Raw genomic sequence first — 17,818 nt, forward strand, 5'->3', positions numbered from 1 at the left:
TGCGGCGAGGATGGGGAGGTGCGCATCCTGCCGGTTTGCCAAGACGGGAACCGCGGGGTGGTCATCCGCGACTCCGGTCCGGGCTTCGACATCCAGCTTCTGGCGCGTTATCTTGAACCCTTTTTCACCACCAAGGAACAGGGCACGGGCCTGGGCCTGGCCATCACCAATTCCATCTTTCAAAGCCACGGCGCGGACATGATCCTGAAGAACGCCCCGCAAGGCGGGGGCGAGGTCGTGGTCGTTTTTTCCGAGGAATGCGGGTAACAGCCATGGGCAATCATATCCTGATCATCGACGACGAAAAGAATTATCTCCTGATCCTGGAAGCCATCCTGGAGGAAGAAGGCTATACCGTGACCGCCCTGAGCGATCCGGCCATGGCCATGACATTTTTGGATGAGTCCGAGGTGGACGTGGTCATCACGGACATGAAGATGCCGAACATGACCGGGCAACAGGTGCTGGAGGCGGTGCGCAAGCGCCATTCGCATATTCCGGTCATGATCATGACGGCCTTCGGTTCCATTGACCGGGCCGTGGAAGCCATGAAATCCGGGGCCTTCGACTATATCACCAAGCCCTTCGCCAACGATGATATCCTGCTGTCCGTGCGCAAGGCCCTGAAGCTGTCCCTGGCCGAGCAGCAAAACCGCCTGCTGCGCGAGAATCTGGCCGAGAAATTTGGCAAGGAAGCCATCATCGGTCACTCCAAGCCCATGCAGGACGTCTTGACCCTGGCCGGCAAGGTCGCGCCGACGCGCAGCACCGTGCTGGTCACGGGTGAGTCCGGCACGGGCAAGGAGCTGGTGGCCAGGGCCATCCATATCGCCTCGGATCGCAAGGACATGCCGTTTATTTCCGTGAACTGCATGTCGCTCAATCCCGGCGTGCTGGAAAGCGAGTTGTTCGGGCACGAGAAGGGCTCGTTCACCGGAGCCGTGGCCCTGAAGCGTGGTCGCTTCGAACTGGCCCAGGGCGGCACCCTGTTTTTGGACGAGATCGGTGAGTTGTCCCAGGAAATGCAGGTCAAGCTGCTGCGGGTGCTTCAGGAGCGGGTCATCGAGCGGGTCGGTGGTACCGAGACCATTGCCGTGGATTTTCGGTTGGTGGCGGCCACCAACAAGAATCTTCAGGACGAGATCGCGGCCGGCCGTTTCCGGGAGGATTTGTTTTACCGGCTGAACGTGGTCAACATCCATCTGCCACCCCTGCGCGAACGTCGCGAGGACATTCCCATCCTGGCCAGTCATTTTCTCAAAAAATTCGCCACCGAGAATAATCGTGGGATCCATGGTTTCTCGGCCGGGGCCATCGATTACCTTTCGGCTTACGAATGGCCGGGCAACGTCCGGCAGCTGGAAAATGTCATCGAGCGTTGCGTGGTCTTGGCCAACCGGGACGTGATCGACGTGGACGACCTGCCGGCGGAGCTGCGCGACGAGGAAACCCAGTTCAAGAGCGCCGTGGACCTGCTGCCGCTCAAGGTCAATCTGTCCGACACCCTCGAAAAGATCGAGGCCGCCCTGATCCGCCGCGCCCTGGTTCATTCCGGGTTCGTCCAGGTCAAGGCGGCCGAACTCCTGGACGTGTCCAAGAGCCTGCTCCAGTACAAGCTCAAGAAATACAAGATTCCGGCCAAGTGAATTCCGGCATGGACGAGGGCGTGGGCGCGTTTTTGCGCCACGTGGAAGAGACGCCCTGGCTGGCGGCCAGTATCGCCGGCCGGCGGTATTTTCCGGCCCGGACCGCCCGTTTCGGGGAACCGGCCACGCCCTGGCCGGTTCCGTTGCGCCGGGCCCTGGACTTGTTTGGCATCCGGGAGCTCTACGCCCATCAGGTCCAGGCCCTGGATTTGATCCGGTCCGGCCGCCATGTGGTCGTGGCCACGCCCACGGCCAGCGGCAAATCCCTGATCTATAATCTGCCCGTTCTGGAAGCCTGTCACGCCGATCGCCGGGCCAGGGCGTTGTATCTGTTTCCCCTCAAGGCGTTGGCCCAGGATCAGCGTCAGGCCCTGGACCGACTGGCCGCGACCCTGTTTCCGACTCCTACCTCGGCCATCTATGACGGAGACGCCTCGTCCGCGAAGCGCTCGCGCATCCGTCGGGACCCGCCAAATGTTTTGTTCACCAATCCGGACATGCTCCATCTGGGCATTCTGCCCCACCACGAGAGCTGGGCTGGTTTTTTCGCGAATCTGCGTTTCGTGGTCGTGGACGAGGTGCATGCCTATCGGGGCGTGATGGGCTCGCACATGGCCTGGGTTTTTCGACGGTTGCGCCGGCTGTGCGCACTGTACGGCGCGCGGCCGGTTTTTATCTGCTGTTCGGCGACCATCGCCAATCCGGTGGAACTGGCCTCGGACCTGACCGGGCTGCCCATGGACGCGGTGCTTGCGGGCGCCTCGCCCAGTCCGCCCCGGCATATGTGGCTTGTGGACGGCATCGAGGGCGCGGCCCAGCGGGCCATGGGCCTGCTTCAGGAATCCTTGCGCCGGGGACTGCGCACCATCGTGTATTGCAAGTCGCGCAAAATGACCGAGCTCGTCGCCCTTTGGGCAGGGCAGCGCGAGGCCGGCCAGCGGGCGCGGATTTCGGCCTATCGGGCCGGATTTCTGCCCGAAGAGCGGCGTGAGATCGAGGCCCGTTTGAGCCGGGGCGACCTGTTGGCGGTCATCTCCACCAGCGCCTTGGAACTCGGGATCGATATCGGCGGCCTCGATGTGTGCATTCTGGTCGGTTATCCCGGCTCGATCATGGCCACGGTGCAGCGGGCGGGCCGTGTCGGGCGGGGCGGGCGCGAGGCCGTGACGTTTTTTATCGGCCACGAAGATGCCCTGGATCAGTATTTCATGCGCAATCCGGACGAGTTTTTTGCCCTGTCGCCGGAACGGGCCGTGGTCAATCCGGGCAATGCGGCCATCGCGGTCAGGCATCTGTGTTGCGCCGCGGCCGAGCACCCCCTGGGTCGGGACGAGGCGCTGACGCGGGAACATGCCGGCCTTGTGGCGGCATTGGTGCGGGATGGCGAATTGCTGTGCGCCTCGGACGGATTGGAATACTTCGCCAAGGCCCGCCAGCCCCAGCGGGGCGTGGCCTTGCGGGGTACTGGCCAGACCCTGGCCATCATCGACGTGCGTGACGGTGAACGCATCGGCCTGGTGGACGCCTTTCGGGCCGTGCTCGAAACCCATCCCGGCGCGGTCTATCTGCACCAGGGCCGGACCTATATCGTCGAAGATCTGGATTTGACGGCGGGCTTGGTCCGGGCCAGACCGGCCAAAGTCAATTATTACACGAAGGTCCGACATGAAAAATCCACGGAAATCATCAGCACCGAGGCTTCGCGTCCCGTGTTCGGGGCCATGGTTCATCTGGGCGAGGTGCGGGTTACGGACCGGGTCACGGGGTTTGAGCGTGTCAGCGTGCGCGGCGGCAAAAAGCTGGGCGTGACGCCCCTGGACATGGAGCCTCTGGTTTTCACCACGCGCGGGGTGTGGATCGCCATTCCGGAAGACGTGCGACGGGAGGTCGAGGCGGACATGGTCCATTTCATGGGCGGCATCCACGCTGTCGAACACGCGGTCATCGGCATGATGCCGCTTTTGGTTTTGGCCGACAGGAACGATCTGGGCGGGATTTCCACGCCTTTTCATCCCCAGGTCGGGTCTGGGACTGTCTTCATTTATGATGGTCTGCCCGGCGGGTGCGGACTGGTCGATCAGGCCTTTGCCAATTACGAAGTTCTCCTCGCGCGGACGTTGGACGTGATCCGGACATGCGGGTGCGAGGACGGTTGCCCGGCCTGCGTGCACTCGCCCAAGTGCGGTTCCGGCAATCGGCCCATCAGCAAAAGCGCTGCCTTGCGCGTGCTGGAGGGGGTGATGTCCGGCACGGCGCCCGAGGTTGTTGGCGGTGAGGGGATGCCTCCGGCGGCCGGGGGGCATGATGCCCCCAGGACCCCTTCGGCGGGGGTGGGGCAAGCCCGGGGAGTGGATAAACGGATCGAGGGCGGTCCAATTCCGCCGGAGGGGTTTCGGTTCGCGGTTCTCGATCTGGAAACCCGGCGTTCCGCCCAGGAGGTCGGTGGCTGGCACCGGGCCGATCTGATGGGTGTGAGCTGCGTGGTGGTCTATGATTCGGCTACTGGCCAGTTTCGGGAATACATGCAGGACGACGTGCCGCGTCTGGTCGGGGATTTGGTCGAGTTCGATCTGATCGTTGGCTTCAACATTGTCCGCTTCGACTATCTTGTGCTCGGCGGCCTGAGCCGTTTCGATTTTTCAAGCCTGCCCACCCTGGATATTCTGGCCGATGTCCATGCCAGCCTGGGTTACCGCCTGTCCCTGGACCATTTGGCCCATGAAACCCTGGGCACCGCCAAAAGCGCCGACGGCTTGCGGGCCCTGGCCTGGTGGAAGGCCGGGCGCATCCGGGACATCCTCGACTATTGCCGCCAGGACGTGGCCGTGACCCGCGATTTGTTTGAGTTCGGCCTGCGTCACGGACACCTGCTGTTCCGCAACAAGGCCGGAAAATCAGTGCGCCTGCCCGTGGACTGGAACTCGCGGATTGCCAGATAAACCGGGCTCTTGCCATTGTTGGCCGTGGGGTTTACCGCCCTTTTTTCATCCATGGAGCAGGACATAGACAATGACCACAAGTACACCTTCGCCCGCATCGGGCAACGGCCTGGCCGGTCGCAAGCGGACCGTGCTGCTGATTCTTTTTTTGTTTGGCGTGGGATTTGGCGTTTTTGAATACGTGCGCGGTCTGGGGTGCGTGTCCACGGACGACGCGTTCATTGACGGCCGCATTCATCAGATCACGCCGCGCGTGGGCGGATATATCCAGGATGTCCTGGTTCAGGACAACGAGCTGGTCCGGGCCGGCCAGCCTCTTCTTGTTCTTGATCCCGTCGGCTACGAGGTGGCCGTGGCCCAGGCCCGCGCCGATCTGTCCGCGGCTTTGGCCCAGCTGGCCTCCTTGCGCAAGGGCGTGCCCCTGCAGAAAACCCAGACCGAGTTTCAGGTGACCGGGGCCCAGGCCCAGCTGGACAGCCTGCGCAAGAGTCTGGACCAGGCCGGCCTGGAAGAAGCCGCGGCCCGGCAACTGGTGCGGCAGGCCGAGGCGGAGCTGAAAAACGCGGAACTTGATTTCGGTCGTCTGCGGCAGCTGCGTGACCGGCGGATTATCGCCCAATCCGACATGGACGCGGCCCAGGCCATCCTGGACAGCGCCAGGGCGCAGGCTGGCGCGGCCAGGGATCGTGCCGGGGCCGCTGGCCGCAATCTGGCGGCCCTGCGTGAAACCGTGGCCCAGCTCAAGGCCAATATCGGACTGGCCGGGACAGGACATGATGTGGCCTCCATCAAGAATCTGGAAGTCGCGGCCCAGGAAGCGCGGGTGGCCCTGGCCCGGGAAAAGGTGCGCAAGGCCGAGCTGGATTTGGGCTATACCCGCATCCTGGCACCGGTCAGCGGGCACGTGACCAAGAAGCGGGCAGAGGTAGGGCAGTTGGTGGCGGCCGGCCAGCCTTTGTTTGCCGTGGTGCCTCTTGATTCTGGGCAGCTCTGGGTCACGGCCAATTTCAAGGAAACCCAGCTGGCCAGGGTCCGCCCCGGGCAGATGGTGGACATCAGGATCGATGCCTTTGGCGGGCGTGAATTCACGGGCCGGGTGGAATCCATCATGGCCGGCACGGGCGCGGTTTTTTCCCTGTTCCCGCCGGAAAACGCCATGGGCAATTATGTCAAGGTGGTGCAGCGCATCCCGGTCAAGATTGTGTTCGATCCGATCAACGCCACCGATGGCCTGCGTCTGGGTATGAGCGTGGTCCCGACCGTTCATCTGGATTGATCGTGACCGGGGGGCGCGCCACGGACAAGTGGCTGATCACGCTAAGCGTCATGATTCCGACGCTGCTGGAAATTCTGGATACGTCCATTGCCAACGTGGCCCTGGGGCACATTCAGGGTTCCCTTTCAGCGGGTCAGGATGAAGTGACCTGGGTTTTGACGTCCTATCTCGTGTCCAACGCCGTGGTCATCCCCATGAGCGGTTGGCTGGCCCGGCTCATGGGCCGCAAAAACTACCTCATGGCCTCGGTGGCGGTTTTCACCGCGTCATCCATGCTTTGCGGGCTGGCCCAAAGCTTGGAGGCTCTGATTTTGTTTCGGATTATCCAGGGTATCGGCGGCGGGGGGCTGCAGTCCATGTCCCAGGCCATTTTGCTCGAAACCTTTCCGCCCGCCCAGCGCGGTCTGGCCATGGGCATCTACGCCATGGGCGCGGTGCTGGGCCCTGTCCTTGGCCCGCTTCTGGGTGGCTGGATCACGGACAATTATTCCTGGATCTGGATTTTTTACATCAATGTGCCCCTCGGCGTGGTCGCCCTGGCCATGTGTTGGACCTTCGTTTTCGATCCGCCCTACCAGCAGCGCCGGTCGGCCGGAGAGAAGGTGGATTATCAGGGGCTGGCTCTTCTGTCCGTGGGCCTGGGCTGCCTGCAGGTGGTTTTGGATACCGGCCAACAGGACGACTGGTTCGCGTCCGCCCATATCGTCGTCCTGAGCGTCGTGGCCGCCGCCTGCCTGTCGATTCTTATCTGGTGGGAGCTGCGTCACCCGAGCCCGATCATCAACCTGCGCACGTTCCGCCTGCGCAATTTCGCGGCCGGCAACGTGGTCATGTTTTTCGGCTTTTTCGCTTTTTTCGGGTCCATTGTGCTTTTGCCCATGTATCTGCAGAATCTCATGGGTTACACGTCCTATCTGGCCGGTTTGGTCCTGGGACCGAGCGGGGCCATCATGCTCCTGCTCCTGCCCTTTGTCGGCAAGCTGTCGGAAAAAATGGACGCCCGGTTTTTGTTGTGCTTCGGCCTTGTCGTGTCCGGCCTGTCTCTTGTCTATATGTCCCGTTTCACCCTGCAAATCGACATCGGCACAGCCATGATGGGGCGCAACATCCAGGCTATCGGCATCGCCTTTTTCTTCGTGCCCCTGTCCTTTCTCACCATGGCCTTTATTCCGCGTGAATACATGAACGACGCCTCGGCCCTGTTCAGTCTGCTGCGCAATCTGGGCGGGTCCTTTGGCACGGCCTTCGTGACGACCATTCTGGCCCGGCGGGCGCAGTTCCATCAACATCGTCTCGTGGAACATCTTTCCCCGTACGACCCCGCGCTGACCCAGGCCCAGGAGTCCCTGGAAAAATTCATGGGCATGGAGCCGCGCGAGGCCTTGGGCGTCATCTACCAATATGTGCAGCAGCAGGCCGGCTACATGGCCTATGTGGACGTGTTTTTCGTGCAGGCCCTGTTTTTTTTCGGTCTGGCCGCGTTCATGTGGATCATCCGCCGTCCGGAGTACGGGGGCGGGCACTAAAAAGGGGAGCCTGGCTCCCCCTTTTGCAGAGTGCTTCGACCAACGGCTAGGTTCTGCTGATGGCTTCCACCGGGCAACTGTCGATGGCTTCCTGGACACACTCGGCCGTGGAGTCCGGGGCCTTGACCATGGCTTTTTCCTCGCCCTCGATCATGGCAAAGACTTCCGGGCAGAGCTCCACGCATGTTTCGCAACCGATGCATTCCTCGTGGTCAATGACGATGGCCATGTTTCCTCCGTGGCATGGGTTTTTGGATGCCTTGAGCATATCCCCTTGGCCCTGGTGGCGCAACCGGGGCGCGCATTTGTTGGACGTGGTTTCCCGTGGGAGGTCCTGGCATGAATCTGGCTTGTCCACGGCAGGAGGTCTGCCATGCGCCAACCCACTCCGGAAACCATCCGATCCGCGTGCGAACGCCCGGTACACGCGCTGCGTGATCCCGTGCCGCCGCAAACCGTCGGTGTCCAAGCCGTCACGCCGGCCCTGAATCTGGTCGTTGATCCGTTCAGTCAGCAATTTGACATGCTGTCCCGCCCTTTTGCGGCCAAGTCCAACAATTGGGCCGTGTGGTGGTCCGACCTGATGATGACCATGTTTGTCATGTTCGCGGCCCTGTATGTTTTTCAGATGCCCAAGACGCCCACGGTGACCATTGCGCCGGACGCGCCGGCCGAGGTTCGTCAAACTCCGCCTCCGGCTGGAGACTCCCTGTTGGCCCGTCTCCATCAGCAGGCCCTGGACGTGATCCGTCTGCATGGCCTGAGCGCCTTTGCCGCGCCGCGTCTGGTGCCGGACAAGTCCGTGCGTTTTGTTTTGTCCGGGGAGCAGCTTTTCGAGGCGGGCAAGGCCAGGATCAAGCCCGGGGCGCTGACGCCGCTGCGGCTTTTGTCCCAGGCCCTGGTCGCGGCGCCGTACAAGATCACGCTTGTCGGTCATGCGGCCGTGGATGACGCGGTTACGGGCGCGCCCGCGCCCTGGGAACTGTCAACGGCCCGGGCCGGCGCCCTGGCGGAGTTTTTGGCCAGTTCGGGCCTGCCGGCGCGGAAGATGATCGTGGTTGGTTATGGAGACCAGGAGCCTGTCCGGGCCGACGCGTCGCTCGCGGAAGCGGCCGTGAACCGGCGGGCGGAAATCGTGATCAGCGCCGAAAATCCGACGGATCCACTGCCTCCGGACGGGGACTCGGAGCAGGCCAAGGCCGGCGTGCGACGGTGGATGACCAGCCAGGGGGAAGGAACATGGACGCAAAATCGTTGATAGGGCTGCTGTTCTGCACCCTGCTCTTTGGCGTCGGCTTTGCCAGCAGCGGCGACGTGACCCGGTACTTCAACTGGGCGGGACTTTTGGTCGTGGTCGGCGGCAGCCTGGGCGCGGCCATCGCCAGCTTTCGCATGAGCCGCCTGGGCCATGTCCTGCACGTCTTGCGCACCGTCTACCGGGCCAAAATCAAGGACCCGGAGGAAATTGTCGAAATTTTGGTGGATCTGTCCGTGAAGAGCAAGATTCGGGGGCTGCATACCCTGGCCGAGGATGAAAAGCAGACCTCGCTGCTGTTCCTGCGTCGGGCCCTGGGGTTCGTGGTGGACAATTATTCCCGCGAGCAGACCGCCGACATCCTGAACACGGAGATGCTGTATTTCAAATACCGGCGTGACGAATCCGAGCGCGTGTTGCGGGTCATGGCCGACATCTGCCCGGCCATCGGCCTGGCCGGCAGCGTCATCGGCCTGATCGGCATGTTGTCCGGTGTGAACGACACGGCCGTGCTCCTGAGCACCATTCCCATCGCCCTGACATCGACGCTCTACGGCGTGGTTCTGGCCAATTTCATCCTGCTGCCCATGGCCGCGAGGGTGCGCGAGGTCACCGACCACGAATTGCTGCTGCAAAAGATCATCATCGAGGGCATCATGGCCATTCAGAGCGAACTCAGCCCGCGTGTGCTCGAAATGAAGCTCAAGTCCTTCCTGACCCCTTCCTCGCGCGAGGTCCGGCTGGTGTCCCTGTCCCGCATCAAGGAACGCTTTCGGATCGCTGAACCCGAGGAACCCCGGTTGACGCCGCCCGAGGACGTGGAGGTCGGGGGCTGAGCGTTGTTCGTGGATCGATGATCATTTTTGGAAGCGCGGCCATGGCCTCCGCCCTTGGCGCCCCGATGGCCGCGTTTTCGGGAAACTGTCCCGCCTTTTCTTTCCCCTTGGGCCAAGCGTCCTTCCTGTCTTTGCGATTCAAGGAATAATTCCAACCAGAAGCCAGAAGGTTGTGGTCTTTTTTCGCGGTGAACCGGCCCGTGGTGTCGCGGCGTGTCGTTATTGATGTCACGGGAAAAGAGTTGCCAGATCAGCCCTGCCTCGCGTCGGGATGGGGACAGGGCCTTGGGCGCGATGTGGCTTGCTCCGTTTTTCCCTTTCTTGAAAGAGAGATGGAAAGCAGATAGCGCGATATGTGTCCCTTGTGTCGCGCATGTCCGGGAATGGCGCGGTGGCTGTCGCGGACGATAATTTGGCTTGGGTGCATACTTCGAGGAGGAGCGCATGCGCATGGCGGTTTGGCGTCGGAAGTCCGGGCTGGAGGCAATCATGGTCCATTTGATCATGATGCTTTTCCTGTGCGTTGGCGGTCTGGCCGCCATGCTGGTCTTTAACGCCGCCATGCACCACCGGATGCAGGCATTCGTGGATTTGCAGGAGCGCCATCACACCATCGGCCATGTCGGCCTGATCATCGGCAAGCAGACCGCCCGCGCCCAGATCGGTTTTCAGCGGATGCTCTTGGTCGCGTCCCCGGATGACCTGGGTGCCGCCGTGGACACTGTCCGCGCGAGCATGGATTCCGTGGACCGGGCCGTGCGTTTTTTGGAACAGGGCGGTGTCTTCGTGGAGGATGCCGGCACCGCGTCCGGGACGGGCGGTGGATCCGGACATGCGTTTCGTCTGGACGCGCCCGCGCCCGATCTGGACGGAGTCGGGAACGAGCTGCGCGCCTGTCTGGCCGCGCTGGATCGGAAGCTGGGTGAATACCACGCCCGGGCGGCGGGCAATCAGCCCGGCGTCATTGACCGGAGCGGTGTCCCGGAACTCGCGGCGATGCAGGAGGAGCTGACGGTTTTTTTCGGCCGGATCACGCGCCGGTCCGATGAGCTTTCCGCGCGGAGCATGGGCGCGGCCCGTGGCGTTCTGGCCGAACTGCACCGCGTCGAGGGGTTGCACGACCGCATGCTGACCGTGGCTCTTGGGGCTTCCATCGTGCTCCAGCTCCTGATCGGGGGTGTTGTCATGCGCTCCGCCGCGAGGATTTTGGCCGACAGGGCCAATGCCCGGCGTGAGCTGGAATCCTTGAACGAGAGACTGGAAGAGCGGGTCGCGGCGCGGACCGGAGAACTGGCCGTGTCCGAGGCCCGCTTGCGGAACATCGCCCTGATTTCCGGTGACATCATCTGGCAGACCGACGCGACCGGGCGTTTCGTGTTTCTGGCCGGCCAGCACGAAAAATTGCTTGGCGTGAGCCTGACCGAGGCCCCGGCCATGCGTCTGGGCGAGTGCATCGCCGACACCCGGGAAGGACGCCGGGTTCGGGAAACACTCCTGGCCCTGCACGCCGCCACCGCCCCGGTTGTCGATCTGGTCTGTCCCCTGGCGTCGCGCCTGGATGACCGCGTCCGCTATTTTTTGATCAATGCCACGCCCATTCCGGATGGTCCGGGGGCCGGCGGTTATCTCGGAGTGTCCAAGGATATCAGCGAAAAGCGCGAGCATGAGATCAGGCTCCGGCTTCTCGAAAAAGTGTTCGAGACCGTCCAGGAAGGCATCATCGTGACCGATGCCAGCGGCAACATCATGCTCGTCAACCCGGCGTTCAGCACGATCACCGGCTATGCGCGGGAAGAGGTCGTGGGTCAGAATCCGCGTCTGCTCAAGTCCGAGCACCATCCCCCGGAATTTTACGAAACCATGTGGCGCAGTCTGAACCAGGATGGCTTTTGGACCGGCGAGCTGTGGAATCGCCGCAAATCCGGCGAGGCCTACCCGGAGTGGCTGTCGATCACGGTTGTGCGGGATGGCGACGGAGACATCGTCAATTATGTCGGGGTGTTTCATGACATCACGGCCATGAGGGAAAAGGAGGAGGAGATCCTGCGCATGGCCTATTACGACGCCCTGACCGGGCTGCCCAACCGGACCATGCTCTGGGAAAAATTTGGCGTGGCCCTGCTCCGGGCGGAAAAAGTCAGTCGCTGTTATCTGGTGCTTTACGTGGACCTGGATAATTTCAAGCTGGTCAATGATTCCCTGGGTCACGAGGCCGGGGACGAGCTGCTGGTCGAGGTCGGCCGGCGTTTCCAGCGTCTGATCCGGACCGACGACGTGGTGGCCCGTCTTGGCGGCGATGAATTTGTCTTTTTGTTTTCCCTGCCCCTGGATGAATGCGTCGAGCCCCTGACCTACGCCGAACGTGTTCAAAAGGCCCTGACCGCGCCGGTGCGGGTCAAGGGGCAGGATCTGTTCGTCACGCCATCCATCGGTATTGCCCGCTACCCCGAGGACGGAGACACGATCCAGGCCCTGCTCAAGCATGCCGACCTGGCCATGTACGCGGCCAAGAGCATGGGCCGCAATCAATCGCGGCTCTTCGAGGGGGAGATGACCGCCAGGGCCTCGGCCCGATTATCCCTGGAAAACCGCCTCCGCCTTGCCCTGCGGCGGGGGGAAATTTTTCCTCTGTTCCAACCCAAGGTCAGTCTGGGCGACGGCCGGATCATCGGCGCGGAGGCGTTGGCCCGGTGGGCCACCGAGGACCGGCGGATCGTTTCGCCCGCGGACTTCATTCCCGTGGCCGAGGAGACCGGATTGGTCGTGCCCCTGGGCATGTCCATGCTCGTGCAGTCATGCCGGGCCATGCGGACCGTGGGCGAACAGGTCGGGACGCCATTGAAGGTCGCGGTCAATGTGTCCGCGCGGCAGTTCCGGCACGACGATTTCATCGACGGCGTCCGCGCCGCCGTGCGGGACGCGGGGATTTCCTTTGAGCAACTGGAGTTGGAAATCACCGAATCCGTGCTTTTGGGCGACGTGGCCCGGGTCGGCGAAACCCTCGGCGTGTTGTCCGGGCTCGGCGCGGCCATTTCCATCGACGATTTTGGCACCGGCTATTCGTCCCTGAGTTATCTGAGCCGTCTGCCCATTGACCGCATCAAGATCGACCGGTCCTTTGTTCTCCGTCTGCATGGCGAGGCCAGCGACGCCGAATTGTTGCGGGCCATCATCCACATGGGCAAGAGCCTGCGCATGCGGGTTCTGGCCGAGGGCGTCGAGACCAAGGCCGACGCGGATCTGCTGGCGGCCATGGGCTGTGACGAAGCCCAGGGTTATTACTTCGGCAAGCCCATGCCCCTGCATGAGTTGATCGTGGCCGTGAAACGCTCCTGGCTGGCCTGACGGCCCCGCTTTTCCTCCCTTCGTTTGGTTTGGCGCGGTCCTTGGCCGCGTCGAACCGGTCTTTGTGATCATCAAAACCAATCCGTTTACAAGCCTCGTATTTGTTTCCGCTATTGGACGCGGTCCGCTTTTCGGGCGTACGAACTCGGCATTTCTGGAAGAAACTCTTCTGGAGGGGCTATGGAGTTGCCGTTTGTCTGTCCGGTCGTGGGCCGTGTTTTTTCGTCTTCCCGTTGGGAAACGCGGGACTTGGCCGTGGTTTTGGACGCGGACGGGAAAAAATGTCTGAGGGGCAGGGTGCGGGTCGCGTGTCCGCTGTGTGGCGGTTGGCACGACTTTGCGCCGGAGGAATTGGCCTGCCCATTGGCCGGTGCCGTGCCGGACGCGGGCGAGGATCGTAACGGGAAAGGAGGAGCGTGATGTCGCGGGGAGTGAAGAATGTTTTTGCCACCGGCGCGGGAATTATCGCCGTGGGGGCGTTGATCGGAGTCGTGGCCGCGTTGCTGCAGAAATTCGGCAATCCGGCCAACATGGCCATCTGCGTGGCCTGCTTCGGGCGGGATATCGCCGGGGCCGTGGGGCTGCACCGGGCCGAGGTGGTGCAGTATCTGCGTCCGGAAATCATCGGGTTCGTGCTGGGGTCCTTCGCGGCCGCTCTCGTTTTCAAGGAATTCAAGCCCACGGGCGGTTCATCGCCCATGATCCGATTCGTGCTGGGCATGATCGCCATGATCGGCGCCCTGGTTTTTCTGGGCTGTCCGTGGCGGGTCATTCTGCGTCTGGCTGGCGGTGACGGCAACGCCCTGTTTGGGCTGCTCGGTCTGATTGCCGGCGTCTGGATCGGAACCCTGTTTTTCAAGAACGGCTTTTCCCTGGGCCGCAGTCAATCCCAGTCTTCGTGCGCGGGGCTTATGCTGCCGTTGATCATGCTGGGCCTTCTGGCTCTGCGCGTGATTTTTCCGCCCATTCCCGCCGCCGCCCAGAGCGGCGTGCTCTGGTATTCCCTCAAGGGCCCTGGAGCGGCGTACGCGCCCTTGGTTTTTTCGCTGGGCGCGGGCCTGGGTATCGGTTTTCTGGCCCAGCGGAGCCGGTTTTGCACCATGGGCGCCATCCGCGACGTGCTTTTGTTCCGGCAGTGGTATCTGATGTCCGGTTTTCTGGCCCTGCTGGGGGCGGCCCTGGTCGCCAATCTCGTCCTTGGCCAGTTCAAGCCCGGTTTCGAGGGCCAGCCCGTGGCCCATACCATGTGGTTTTGGAATTTCGCGGGCATGCTCATGGCCGGTCTGGCCTTTGCCCTGGCCGGTGGGTGCCCTGGCCGACAGCTGTTCATGTCCGGCGAGGGCAACAGCGACGCCGGAATTTTTGTCCTGGGTTCAGTGGTTGGCGCTGGCGTGGCCCACAATTTCGGTTTGGCCAGCTCGCCCCAGGGCATCGGTCCGCACGGCGTGGCCGGGGTGGTCATTGGCATGTTGGTCTTGATTTTTATTGGTGTGACGCACTGCAAACGGTAGGAGGCCGATCATGAAACAGACAGTTGATGCGCGGGGTTTGTCCTGCCCGCAGCCGGTGCTTTTGGCCATGCAGGCCATGCGCGCGGCCGGTTCCGGAGAAATCGAGGTTGTGGTGGACAACGAGGCCAGCCGGGAAAATGTCGGCCGGGCCGCGCAAAGCCAGGGCTGGAGCGTGGCCGTGACGGACCTGGGCAACGACGAATTCCGCCTGGATCTGGCCAAATCATGAAATGGGCGCGGGCGCTTTTTCCCCGCAAGACCGAGCCCAAACGCGGCCTGTCGGAAAAGGCCATGCTGCTCTATCCGAGCACGGGCGAGGTCATCCGGGCCGAGGCGGCGCTCAAACAGGCCGGTGTGATGGTGGCGGTCAAGGGGCCGCCGCCGGAGCTGCGCCAGGGCTGCGACATGGTCATCGAATTTCCCCTTTTGGAAGAAATGCGCGTCAGGGAGGTGCTGGACGGCCACAACCTGTCGCCCCTGCGCGTGGCCGTGGTTCAGGACCATCTTCTGGAGCCGGTCTCGCTGTATCACGTCAAGGAGTTGGATGGTTTCCTCATGGTCCGGGCCGCGAACATGAAGATCACCGTGAACCGGGCGGATGGGCGTATCGTCAATATTTCGGGCGGGGGCTGTCCGGACGTGCCCTATCTGGCCGAAATGCTGGTCGGCAAAACCCTGGACGAGGCCCCCGAGCCGCGCGTCCTGGGTCAGACCCTGTGTGGCTATGCCTTGCAACTCGCGTTCGAGGAGGTGCGCCGTCTATGTCGTGGTTGATTGTCGGTACCGTGCCCAGGGATGAACACGGTCTGACCTGGGGTGGGTTTGCACTGCGGGGCGACGTGCTCGACGTGGACGGTCGGGCCGTGAAGATCGCCCGTGGCACGCCGGCGCTTCTGGCCACGGCTTCCGTGGCGGCGAGAACCTTGGGCATCGAGCAGCCCCAGGCCCTGCTTGCCGGCGACACGGGCTCCGGCGCGGGCAGTCGGGCGCTCTACGCCCGTTTGGTGGACGAGATCGGCCGCGTGGCCCATGACGGCGTGACCTTTCATTACCTGATGCCCGACGTGGCCTGGCACAACAAGATTTTGTGGGGCCTGGAGGCCCTGCGGCGCCGGCCGCTTCTGGTCGCCGACGCCGGGTTCATGTATGCGGCCAAGATGAGCGGATTCGCCCCGCATTATGATCTGTTTACCCCGGACGCGGGCGAGATGGCTTTTCTGGCCGACGAAACCGCGCCCCATCCCTTCTATACGCGTGGCTTCCTGCTGCAGGAGGACGAGCGCATTCCGGGCCTGATCCAGACAGCCCATGCCGGAGAAAACGCGGCCAGGCATCTGTTGGTCAAAGGCCGCACGGACCATGTGGTCGCGGCCGGCGAGATCGTGACCACTGTCGATGCCCCGGATACTCCGGCCATGGAGCCCATCGGCGGCACGGGCGACACCATGACTGGCTTGGTCACGGCCCTGCTGGCCTCCGGAGCTCCCGTGCCCAGGGCCTGCCATGTCGCGGCCCTGGCCAATCGCTATCTGGGCCTTCTGGCCAACCCCACCCCGGCCTGGGGCGTGGCCGAGCTCCTGCCCTTTCTGCCCCGGGCCCTCATGCGGGCCCTGGACGAAATCCGGGTCTAGTCCGAAGCACCCCGTCATCCCTGGCCGGTTGTATTTCCGGTCTTTTGTTTCTCCTGGGCCCGCGCTACAACGCCCGGCGATCACGCCGCGCGCTATGTTGCGATGCGCGCAGAGAACACGGAGGAAATGTGGCGCGAACCAACACGCAATCCTGGGCCGACCGATCCAGGAATGTTTTCAGTGAACTCGAGCGTACGGAGGGCGAGAGGCTCTTCAAGGATGGCGCGGTCACCCTGGTCTCGGCCACGGCTCGCAAAATCGTGGCCCATGTGGACGACGAGAACGCGGACGAGGTCGTGATCGAGACAACCAGGGGGAGTGGAGTGCGCGCCGAATGCGCCTGCCCGACCTGGGAAAGGGCAGCGCCGTGTCGACACTTGTGGGCTGCCATTCTGGCCGCCGACACGCACATGAATCCAAAAGCCAAGGCGAGGTCCGTGCCCCGGAAGCCCACTTTTGGGGCACCGGCCGTACCCCAGGGGGAACCGCCGGTTTGGCGCGATTTGCTCTTTCCGTCCACGCCTGAAAGTCCGGTCCAGGCTGTCGGCATCGATTTTGTCGTGCAGTATGAAGTGCGCATCGCGAGCAACGCTGTCTGGCTTGGCGCGTTCAAGCGTCGCCTGCTCAAATCCGGGAAGCTGGGGCAGTTGCTGAAAATCGGTCAAGGTTTGCTGCGGGACACGGCCCTCGCGTTTCGGGACCGGTCCATTCTGGGGTTTATCCAGGGGGCGCGGCTCAATGAAATGTATCTGCAGCGCGGCTACGTGTACGATGCCCACGGGCTTGGTTTCGAGAATTACCGGCCGGATGTCATGGCGCTGACCTACCTTTTGCCCGAATTGGCCGCCACGGGACGGTGTTCCCTGGTCATGGACGACGAGGTTGTGTGCCCGGCCTTGCGTCCCGGTGGAACGGCGCGCCTGGAATGGACCGGCGATGGCTCGGGCGCGCGGACCTATGAAGCCCGGATTCGGGTCCTGGACCGTGTCATGGCTTTCCAGGACGTGCCTCTGTTCTTCAGCACGCGACCGGTCATGTTTTTTCACGGCGGTTTGCTCCATCTCTTTCCGGATGTAGGCTACGACTGGGTCACGACCATGCGTCGGCGCAAGGGCAAGGTCCGGGTACCCAAGGCCGAAATGCGTGAGCTGGTCCGTGCCACCCTGGACGAGGCATCGCCCCCGCCCATCGACATCCCCGCCGAGTTCATGCCGGCCGCGCGCGTGGCCACCGAGATCACGCCCTGCCTGGAACTGACCGTGGACAAAACCCACGTTTGGAGCCGGGCATGGTTTGATTACGGTGGGTTCGAGGTTGCCCATGACGATCCCCGCGCCCAGATCCTCGACACGATCTCCTGGACCCGGTTCGAGCGTGACCAGGATCGGGAATCGGAGTTGATGGCGCGGATCGAGGACCTGGGATTGATTCCCAACGATGGGTCCCCCATGGATCTGGCCACGGTGTGGGACCGCCTGGGCCAACTCGGGGATCGCGGCTGGATCGTGCGTGGTCGGGATAAGCGGCGCATTCATGGTGGCCGCGTGGGCGCGATCCGGGTCAGCAGCGGCAAGGATTGGTTCGAGCTCAAGGGTGGGGTGGATTTTGGCGATGTCGTCGTGCCCCTGCCCGTGGCCGTGCGCGCCTATCTGCGCGGTGAACGGCTGGTCGATCTGGGCAACGGCGAAACCGGCCTGCTTCCCCGGGATTGGCTGGCCCGGCACGCTCGGATGCTGGAAATGGGTGACAAGGGCGGGGCCAAGGATGGCGCCTTGCATTTTCATTCGGCCCACGCCCAATTCCTGGACGAATTGCTCGAAGCCTGTCCTGATCAGCCTCGCGATTTCCTGGAG

Annotated in this window: 14 protein-coding genes; 13 read left to right on the plus strand and 1 reads right to left on the minus strand. The window is 63.0% G+C overall.

Translation table 11 applies throughout. The annotated features are described in order from the left end of the window. From EOL86_05670 to EOL86_05690, 5 genes are all read left to right on the plus strand, one after another. The coding region (locus EOL86_05670) for a two-component sensor histidine kinase (protein NCD25061.1) at positions 1–267 on the plus strand (267 nt) is incomplete at its 5' end. Positions 268–272: 5 nt separating this feature from the next. Beyond that, positions 273–1,646: a sigma-54-dependent Fis family transcriptional regulator gene (locus EOL86_05675; GenBank protein ID NCD25062.1), complete on the plus strand. Its 1,374-nt coding sequence runs from the start codon at positions 273–275 to the stop codon at positions 1,644–1,646. Positions 1,647–1,654: 8 nt separating this feature from the next. Next, complete coding sequence (locus tag EOL86_05680) at positions 1,655–4,585, plus strand: DEAD/DEAH box helicase (protein NCD25063.1); 2,931 nt, start codon at positions 1,655–1,657, stop codon at positions 4,583–4,585. Positions 4,586–4,655: 70 nt separating this feature from the next. Further along, complete coding sequence (locus EOL86_05685) at positions 4,656–5,861, plus strand: HlyD family secretion protein (protein ID NCD25064.1); 1,206 nt, start codon at positions 4,656–4,658, stop codon at positions 5,859–5,861. A gap of 50 nt (positions 5,862–5,911) precedes the next feature. Continuing rightward, the gene (locus EOL86_05690) at positions 5,912–7,387 is read left to right on the plus strand and encodes a DHA2 family efflux MFS transporter permease subunit (GenBank protein ID NCD25065.1); all 1,476 of its coding nucleotides are present in this window, start codon (positions 5,912–5,914) and stop codon (positions 7,385–7,387) included. 46 nt (positions 7,388–7,433) lie between these two features. On the opposite strand, the gene EOL86_05695 is transcribed toward EOL86_05690, so the two are convergent. After that, positions 7,434–7,616, minus strand: coding sequence for a ferredoxin (locus tag EOL86_05695; protein NCD25066.1), 183 nt, complete (start codon positions 7,614–7,616; stop codon positions 7,434–7,436). 144 nt (positions 7,617–7,760) lie between these two features. Between EOL86_05695 and EOL86_05700 the strand changes: the two genes are divergently transcribed. The 8 genes from EOL86_05700 to EOL86_05735 form a co-directional block, all read left to right on the plus strand. Then, complete coding sequence (locus tag EOL86_05700; GenBank protein NCD25067.1) at positions 7,761–8,645, plus strand: hypothetical protein; 885 nt, start codon at positions 7,761–7,763, stop codon at positions 8,643–8,645. Beyond that, on the plus strand, positions 8,627–9,478 hold the full coding sequence (locus tag EOL86_05705; protein NCD25068.1) for a flagellar motor protein MotA: 852 nt from the start codon (positions 8,627–8,629) through the stop codon (positions 9,476–9,478). The genes EOL86_05700 and EOL86_05705 overlap by 19 nt, the downstream gene beginning before the upstream one ends. A gap of 444 nt (positions 9,479–9,922) precedes the next feature. Beyond that, entirely contained in the window at positions 9,923–12,823 is a 2,901-nt protein-coding gene (locus tag EOL86_05710; GenBank protein NCD25069.1) for a bifunctional diguanylate cyclase/phosphodiesterase, read from the plus strand. A gap of 419 nt (positions 12,824–13,242) precedes the next feature. Continuing rightward, entirely contained in the window at positions 13,243–14,334 is a 1,092-nt protein-coding gene (locus EOL86_05715; protein ID NCD25070.1) for a YedE-related selenium metabolism membrane protein, read from the plus strand. A gap of 10 nt (positions 14,335–14,344) precedes the next feature. After that, positions 14,345–14,563 (plus strand): preprotein translocase subunit TatB, encoded by a 219-nt coding sequence (locus EOL86_05720; protein NCD25071.1) that lies wholly within the window; start codon positions 14,345–14,347, stop codon positions 14,561–14,563. Then, on the plus strand, positions 14,560–15,108 hold the full coding sequence (locus tag EOL86_05725) for a DUF3343 domain-containing protein (GenBank protein NCD25072.1): 549 nt from the start codon (positions 14,560–14,562) through the stop codon (positions 15,106–15,108). Before EOL86_05720 ends, EOL86_05725 begins: the two co-directional genes overlap by 4 nt. Beyond that, positions 15,096–15,965, plus strand: a complete 870-nt coding sequence (locus EOL86_05730; protein ID NCD25073.1) for a sugar kinase — start codon at positions 15,096–15,098, stop codon at positions 15,963–15,965. The genes EOL86_05725 and EOL86_05730 overlap by 13 nt, the downstream gene beginning before the upstream one ends. Positions 15,966–16,093: 128 nt before the next feature. Continuing rightward, positions 16,094–17,818 (plus strand): hypothetical protein (locus EOL86_05735; protein NCD25074.1); only part of this gene is annotated, 1,725 nt, incomplete at its 3' end.

The organism is Deltaproteobacteria bacterium (genome assembly GCA_009930495.1).
Lineage (GTDB): Bacteria > Desulfobacterota > Desulfovibrionia > Desulfovibrionales > Desulfomicrobiaceae > Desulfomicrobium.